The 7174-nt window shown below is 67.5% G+C and carries 8 protein-coding genes; 7 read left to right on the forward strand and 1 reads right to left on the reverse strand.

Annotated features, from left to right (window positions below):
• Positions 1–677 precede the first annotated feature (677 nt).
• The 3 genes from A5659_RS24445 to A5659_RS24455 all read left to right on the forward strand — a co-directional run bounded on the left by A5659_RS24445 (position 678) and on the right by A5659_RS24455 (position 2743).
• Positions 678–1490 carry a SigB/SigF/SigG family RNA polymerase sigma factor gene (locus A5659_RS24445; protein WP_066861329.1) on the forward strand — a complete coding sequence of 271 codons (813 nt, stop codon included), beginning with the start codon at positions 678–680 and terminating at the stop codon, positions 1488–1490.
• A 113-nt stretch (positions 1491–1603) separates the two neighbouring features.
• Positions 1604–2224: a hypothetical protein gene (locus A5659_RS24450; protein ID WP_067021360.1), complete on the forward strand. Its 621-nt coding sequence runs from the start codon at positions 1604–1606 to the stop codon at positions 2222–2224.
• A 27-nt stretch (positions 2225–2251) separates the two neighbouring features.
• Complete coding sequence (locus A5659_RS24455) at positions 2252–2743, forward strand: DUF2231 domain-containing protein (RefSeq protein WP_066880669.1); 492 nt, start codon at positions 2252–2254, stop codon at positions 2741–2743.
• Positions 2744–2783: 40 nt separating this feature from the next.
• On the opposite strand, the gene A5659_RS24460 is transcribed toward A5659_RS24455, so the two are convergent.
• On the reverse strand, positions 2784–3260 hold the full coding sequence (locus A5659_RS24460) for a nitroreductase family deazaflavin-dependent oxidoreductase (protein WP_066880667.1): 477 nt from the start codon (positions 3258–3260) through the stop codon (positions 2784–2786).
• Positions 3261–3395: 135 nt separating this feature from the next.
• Between A5659_RS24460 and A5659_RS24465 the strand changes: the two genes are divergently transcribed.
• The 4 genes from A5659_RS24465 to A5659_RS24480 all read left to right on the forward strand — a co-directional run.
• Positions 3396–4118, forward strand: a complete 723-nt coding sequence (locus tag A5659_RS24465) for a TetR/AcrR family transcriptional regulator (RefSeq protein ID WP_066861317.1) — start codon at positions 3396–3398, stop codon at positions 4116–4118.
• Positions 4115–5338 (forward strand): cytochrome P450, encoded by a 1224-nt coding sequence (locus A5659_RS24470; RefSeq protein ID WP_066861314.1) that lies wholly within the window; start codon positions 4115–4117, stop codon positions 5336–5338. The genes A5659_RS24465 and A5659_RS24470 overlap by 4 nt, the downstream gene beginning before the upstream one ends.
• Positions 5332–6279, forward strand: coding sequence for an SDR family oxidoreductase (locus tag A5659_RS24475; RefSeq protein ID WP_067021362.1), 948 nt, complete (start codon positions 5332–5334; stop codon positions 6277–6279). The genes A5659_RS24470 and A5659_RS24475 overlap by 7 nt, the downstream gene beginning before the upstream one ends.
• A 19-nt stretch (positions 6280–6298) precedes the next feature.
• Positions 6299–7174: AMP-binding protein (locus tag A5659_RS24480; RefSeq protein ID WP_156749351.1), on the forward strand; the 876-nt coding region annotated here is incomplete at its 3' end.

The raw sequence follows: 7174 nt of genomic DNA on the forward strand, positions 1-7174 counted from the left end.
TGCACGCCGCCGGCAACCCGCCAACACGGGCAGGTTTGGCACCTCGTCGCCGCCATCGCGCTGCACAAACGCACCCCCGGCGGCGCCGGGTGCGGCCCCGCTGCCCCGCCGGGCAAAGCCGCGTACCGTCCACCGGGGTGGCAGGTAAAGCAATCACCTCAGGTAGAAGTGGCCCCGAATCGGCCCGAATCAGTTTGCCGGGCGCTTCCCCGCGGGCCGCAGCACCTCGATAACACCGCAGCTGGGGGACGTGCGCCAGCGCTCGGGAGGGCGTCGAAGCCCTGCAACCGCGGGTTGCCGACCCCCCGCTGCTACACCGTGGAAACTGTTCAGAAATTATCTGAATCCGTCGCCCCGAGCGATCGCCGGATGGTGCAAGGGGGCGTATAGTCTCCAATGAAGTCCGTTGTGGACGTGTCGCCGTTTAGCTAAAAGCGGTCCAGTCAGCCGCATGGCTACTGAGCTTGGTATGGCTCCGGCGAATCAGCCCCAGTCACCTTTCGCTTCGTGTCGCGCGTTGGCCCACCGACCGTCCTGCGGATCGAGATGCTGTGGGGGCGAGAAGTGCGCATAGCTGCAAACCTTCACCGCGGACGACTCTAGGAGTCAGCGATGCAAACTTGTTTTCGCGCAACCGTTTACCCGATTCTTCGAGTGAACATGGGGTGCGCCAGCCGATGACCAACGTAATTTCTGCAACCCGTCCGGCCCCGACCACGCGGACCACCAAATCCGATGATTCCTACGACGATGTCGTCGAAATGTTCCTGGTACTGCAGGAGTTGCCGGCCGAATCGTACGAATACGCCCATCAGCGCGAACGCATCGTGTCCCGGTGCCTGCCGCTGGCCGACCACGTGGCCAGCCACTTCGCCCGCCGGGGCGAGGGCCTCGACGATCTCATTCAGGTTGCTCGGCTGGGCCTGATGAACGCCGTCAACCGGTTCGACCCCGCGAAGGGTCCGAGCTTCATCGGCTTCGCGGTCCCCACGATGATGGGCGAGGTCAGGCGTTACTTCCGCGACTACAGCTGGGGAATGCGCGTCCCGCGGCGGCTGCGCGAGTTGCACGTGCAGATCAGCAGGACGACCGCCGATTTGTCGCAACAACTCGGCCGTGCGCCCACCGCGGGTGAGCTTTCGCAGGTGCTCGAGGTTCCGCGCGAGGAGATCGTGGAATGCCTCGTCGCCGGCGACGCCTACCGGCTCGACTCCCTCGACGCGCCGCTCGGCGCCGACAGTTCGGGAACTCCTCGCTCGGTGGCCGACTCGGTCGGCGACATCGATCCGCAGATCGAGCACATCACCAACCGGGAAGCGCTGCGGGTGTTGGTTGCCACCCTCCCCGAGCGCGAACGCGAGGTGTTGCGCATGCGGTTCTTCGAATCCATGACGCAGAGCCAGATCGCCGAGCGCATCGGCGTGTCCCAGATGCAGGTGTCCCGCATCCTGGCCAACACGCTGAGCTGCCTGCGCGATCAGCTCGAGTAGCGCTCGGCTCCCCAGGACGCTGCGCGGCATCCGCCGCCGCGCAGCAATGTACTGTGCGATTCGAAGGATCACCCGACGGTGTCGCCAGGAAAACCTGGAAGGAGCTCGATGCGATGAGGATGTCACGAACGGTGCTCGCGGGTGTCGCAGCGACGACGGCACTTGCGGTGTCGGTCGCCGGCTGCGGCAACAACAAACCGCAGCCGTCGCCGTCGAAGTCGGGATCGGCCACCTCGGCAACCTCCGCACCCAGCAGCTCGGCGCCGGCGTCACCGGCGCAGCCCAACGAGTACACCAAGCTGCTGATCCAGGCCAGTGACATCAACGCCCCGGTCCCCTTCACCGCCGCTCCCCCGACCGACAATCCCAACGGCCAGCCGGGCGTGGCGACCACCTTCAAAGACGACGACGGCAGCCACGCCATCAAGGTCACCATCAACGTGTTCGACGACCCCGACGCCGCCACCAACGCGCTGAACACCGCCAAGGGTCAACAGGGCGGGGCGATCAAAGATCCCACCACGCAGCCGTCCAACATCGGCAGCGGTGGAACGATGCTGATGGGCAACACCCCCGACCGCAGCAAGGGCGTGGTGATCCTGCTCTTCACCGAGGGCAAGGCGCTCGCGACGCTGGAGTTCGACGGGCCGACCGACACGCTGGCACCCCCGGACTTCGTCAACGACGTCGGCCAGAAGCAGGACGCGGCCATCAAGAAGGGGCTCGGCGGCTAGGCGCCGCTTCAAACCGCGAGGGACGCCATGAACGTCATCAACGGCATGCCGGCTCACGCCCTATGGCTGCACTTCGTCCTGGTGCTGGTGCCGCTGACCGCCCTGCTGGTGATCGTGTGCGGGTTATGGCCGGCGGCCCGGCGCGGACAGCTGCTGTGGCTGACGTTGATCCTTGCCGTGGTCACCATGGTGTTGACGCCCATCACCATCAACGCCGGCGGATGGCTCTACGACCTGAGGGCGAACCCCAGCCCGATCTTGCGCGAGCACGCCGAGCGGGGCAGCCTGATGGCCTATTTCGCCGGCGCGTTGCTGGCGACCGCGGTCGTGCTCGTCGTCGTGCGGGTGATTGAACGCCGATCCGACAAGGGCCGCGCCGCCACCCGGACACTCGTCGCGATAGTCGCGCTGGCGGTGGGGATCTCGTCGATGGTCCAGATCTACCGGGTGGGCGACGCTGGTGCTCAATCCGTCTGGGGCACCGAGATCGCGCGCCTGACCAAGAACCACGCGGGCTGAGGGCCCCCTGTCGGCCAAAAGCAGGACGGCCGATCGCGATTCATCCGGCGGGCGTGAGTAGAAACAACCGGAATCGGCGCCGGCCGGCGCGTTCCTGGGCGAGGCGATAATTCGGCCAGGACGCCAGCGCCTTGTCCCACGCTTCATCGCGTTCCGCGCCATCGAGCAGGCGCACCGCCGCCACGCAACGGTGCCCACGCCGGCGCATGGTGACACGTTGCGCCGCTTTGAGATTCGCGGACCAGGATGGGTGGCATGCGCGCCCCCAGTTTGCTCCGATCAGCAACAGGGCCCCATCGAGGGGGACGTATTGCACGGTGGCGCTGCGGGCGAGGCCGGTTTTGCGACCAGAGACGGTGATCCGCACGTTGGGCAGGCCGGCCACATCCAAAACGCCGAGGCGTCCGTTGGTCAGGAAACGCAGCGCGGCTTCGAGCCACTCCACGAGCCGGTGACCGTTCAGGATCAGCACGCGGTAGACCGTCGGGTTGCGGGCCCACCGCTGCAGCGGATTCATGCGACGACTGTATGCCGCGGGTGCCGGACTGGGGCGACGCGTCGATGAAATACCGCTGACGAACCGGGGTTTCGGCGACGGCCCGCGACCGATCGCCGCCGGATAAATAAATTGCTTGATTTAATCCGGCGCGGCGTGTTCACTGAGGCGATGACCGCCGAGCGGGTCGCCCGCTCCGATAGGTCGACAAGCACTCGCGAGGCGATCTTGTCGGCCGCCGAAGTGCTGTTCGCCGAACGCGGGATGTACGCCGTGTCCAATCGGCAGATCAGCGAGGCGGCCGGGCAGGGCAACAACGCCGCGGCGTGCTACCACTTCGGCACCAGGGTCGACCTGCTCCGCGCGATCGAGAGCAAGCACCGCGAGCCGATCGAGGAACTGCGCGCCCAGATGCTGGGCGCCATCGGCGAATCGAGCGAGCTGCGGGACTGGGTCGGCGCGCTGGTTCGCCCGTTGACCGATCATCTGTCCGCGCTGGGCACCCCGACCTGGTACGCCCGGTTCGCCGCGCAGGCGATGGCCGACCCGACATACCGGCATGTGGTCACCAAGGACGCCCTGGCGTCACCGCTGCTGGTCCGCACGCTCGACGGCATCAACCGCTGCCTGCCGGAGCTACCCAAGCGAGTGCGTGCCGAACGGATGGTGATGGTGCGCAACCTACTCATGCACACCTGCGCCGAACACGAGGGCGCACTGGCCGAACACGGACCGCGGTCGCGGTCGGCGTGGCCGGTGGCCGGCGAAGGGCTGATCGACGCGATCGTCGGCCTCTGGCGCGCGCCCGTCCATGTGGGTGCGGCCGGCGGCCAGCCGGGACACACCACCGCGCAGGCCGACAACAGAGGAGCACGATGACCGCAGGATCCACCGCCACCGATCTCCCGGAGTTCCCGATGACGCGGGCCCCCGGCTGCCCGTTCGCCCCACCCCCGAAGGTGTTGGCGCTCAACGCCGACAAGCAGCTGAGCAGGGTGCGGATCTGGGATGGCAGCACCCCCTGGCTCATCCACGGCTACGACGCGATACGCGCGCTGTTCACCGATTCGCGCACCAGCGTCGACGACCGGTTGCCCGGCTATCCGCACTGGAACGAAGGCATGCTGGCCACGGTGCACAAGCGCCCCCGCTCGGTGTTCACCTCCGACGCCGAAGAACACACCCGGTTCCGCCGGATGCTGTCTAAACCGTTCACGTTCAAGCGGGTTGAGGCGCTGCGGCCGGCGGTCCAGAAGATCACCGACGACCACATCGATGCCCTGCTCGCCGGCCCGAAGCCCGGTGACATCGTCAGCACCCTGTCGCTGCCGGTCCCCTCGCTGGTCATCAGCGAACTGCTGGGCGTGCCCTATGAGGACGCGGAATTCTTCCAGGCTCAGGCCCAGCGGGGCATGGGCCGCTACGCGACCGAGGAGGACACCGCCCAGGGTGCTGCCTCGTTGGCCAAGTATCTGGCCAATTTGGTGCGGGCGAAAATGCAAGACCCGTCAGAGGATCTGGTATCCGACCTGGCCGAGCGGGTCAACGCCGACGAGATCAGCGTGCGCGAGGCCGCGCAGTTGGCCACCGGCGTGCTGATCGCGGGCCACGAGACCACGGCGAACATGATCAGCCTCAGCATCGCGGCGTTGCTCGAACACCCGGATCAACGAGCGCTGTTGCACGACACCGACGATCCCAAGGTCATCGCCACCGCGGTCGAAGAGCTGATGCGCTACCTGAGCATCATCCAGACCGGGCAGCGCCGAATCGCCGTCGAGGACATCGAGATCGGCGGCGAAACCATCCGCGCCGGTGACGGCATCATCCTCGACGTCGCCCCCGCGAACTGGGATGAGCGCCAGTTCCCCAATCCCGACCGGCTGGACCTGCTGCGCGAGGACGGGCCGCACGTCGGGTTCGGCTACGGACGCCACCAGTGCGTGGGTCAGCAGCTGGCGCGCATGGAGTTGCAGATCGTCCTGCCCACCCTGCTGCGCCGCGTCCCGACCCTGCGGCTCGCCGTGCCACTGGATGAGCTCCCGTTCAAACACGACGCGCTGGCCTACGGTCTCTACGAGTTGCCCGTGACATGGTGAAACCCGATCTCGCGCTGGACGTTCCCGACCTGCGGGGCAGATTCGCCGTCGTGACGGGGGCCAACAGCGGTCTGGGGTTCGGCCTGGCGAAGCGGCTGTCCGCCGCGGGTGCCGAGGTGGTGCTGGCCGTCCGCGACGGGGCCAAGGGCGAGCGGGCGGTCGCCGACATCCGCCGGGAGGTGCCGCAGGCCAAGCTCACCATCAGGCAACTCGACCTGTCGTCGCTACCGAGCGTGGCCGGGCTGGCCGAAGAGCTGACCGCGGAAGGCCGCCCGATCGACATCCTGATCAACAATGCCGGCGTCATGACGCCGCCGCGCCGGCAGCAGACCCGTGACGGATTCGAATTGCAGTTCGGCACAAATCATTTGGGGCATTTCGCGCTGACCGGACGGTTGCTTGGCTTGCTGCGGGCGGCGGAGTCCGCGCGGGTGGTGACGATCAGCAGCCTCGCCGCGACCCAGGGCAATCTCGACTTCGGCGACGTCAACGCGCAACGCGGCTATAAACCCATGCGTTCGTACGGGGTCGCCAAGCTGGCGCAATTGATGTTCGCCGTCGAATTGGATCGGCGCAGTCGATGCGGGGGGTGGGGATTGATGTCCAACGCCGCGCACCCGGGTCTGACCAAGACGAACCTGCTCAGCGGCGCGTCGTACGGTCGCACCACACCGACCTTGCAGGCCCGGTTGACGCAGCTGACGTGGCGGCTGCTGCCGTTCATGTGGCTCGACATCGACGAGGGCATCAAGCCGACGCTGTACGCCGCGGTGTCCCCGGATGCGCAGGGCGCCACATACTACGGGCCGCGTGGCTTCTACGAAACGGTCCGGGGCGGTGTCACTTTCGCGAATGTCCCCCGGCTGGCGCGCAGCGAGGCCGACCTGCGCGAGCTGTGGGGGCTCTCCGAACGGCTCACCGGTGTCAGCTATCCGGATTGACCTCAGAAAGTGGTGATAGATGGCGTTCGTCGGTCGCAGTGACGTCAAAGATCCGGGTGCGCAGCAGGACCAGTGGGAACGCCTGGCGCGCAGGCGTGAGCGGTTGTACGCCGACGACGAACAGTTCCGCAATACCAAGCCCGACGACGAAATCGCCGCGGCCGCACGCGCTCCGGGGCTGCGGATCGCCGAGGTGATGGCCACCGTCCTGCAGGGCTACGCCGGGCGGCCGGCGCTCGCGCAGCGCGCCCGCGAGGTCGTCACCGATCCGCAAACGGGCCGTTCGGCGCTGAACTTCCTGCCGCGCTTCGAGACGATCACCTATGCCGATCTGTGGGCGCGGGTGCAGGCCACGGCCGCCGATTGGCATCACCACCGACGGTTCCCGGTTCGCGCCGGGGACTTCGTCTGCGTGCTGGGGTTCGCCAGCATCGACTACACGGCCATCGAATGCGCCTGCATCCACCTCGGCGCCGTGGTGGTGCCCTTGCAGACCAGCGCACCCGCCGCCCAGCACGCGCCGATCCTCGCCGAGACCCGGCCGCGCGTTCTGGCCGTGGGCCTCGACAACCTCGCGACCGCCGTCGAGGCGGCCTTGGCGGGCACCGCGCCCGATCGCTTGATCGTGTTCGACTACGAGCTGCGCGACGATGACCAGCGCGCCGCCTTCGAGGCCGCGGTCGCGCGGCTGTCCGAGGCGGGCAGTGCGCTGACCATCGAGACGATCGATGCCGTCGCCACCCACGGCGCGGTCCTGCCACCCGCGCCCCTGCACGTCGCCGCGGCGGGCGAAGACCCGTTGGCCTGGGTCTTCTACACGTCGGGCAGCACCGGCACGCCCAAGGGCGCGATGTTCACCGAAAGCCTTTGTATAGGGACCTGGTTGGCGCAATCC

The sequence above is a fragment of the Mycobacterium sp. 1165196.3 genome (assembly GCF_001673415.1).
GTDB classification, from domain to species: Bacteria; Actinomycetota; Actinomycetes; order Mycobacteriales; family Mycobacteriaceae; genus Mycobacterium; species Mycobacterium europaeum_A.

Coding starts and splice junctions, on each gene's coding strand:
- A5659_RS24445 (WP_066861329.1), top strand. CDS start 678: ATGACCAACGTAATTTCTGCAACCCGTCCGGCCCCGACCACGCGGACC.
- A5659_RS24450 (WP_067021360.1), top strand. CDS start 1,604: ATGAGGATGTCACGAACGGTGCTCGCGGGTGTCGCAGCGACGACGGCA.
- A5659_RS24455 (WP_066880669.1), top strand. CDS start 2,252: ATGAACGTCATCAACGGCATGCCGGCTCACGCCCTATGGCTGCACTTC.
- A5659_RS24460 (WP_066880667.1), bottom strand. CDS start 3,260: ATGAATCCGCTGCAGCGGTGGGCCCGCAACCCGACGGTCTACCGCGTG.
- A5659_RS24470 (WP_066861314.1), top strand. CDS start 4,115: ATGACCGCAGGATCCACCGCCACCGATCTCCCGGAGTTCCCGATGACG.
- A5659_RS24475 (WP_067021362.1), top strand. CDS start 5,332: ATGGTGAAACCCGATCTCGCGCTGGACGTTCCCGACCTGCGGGGCAGA.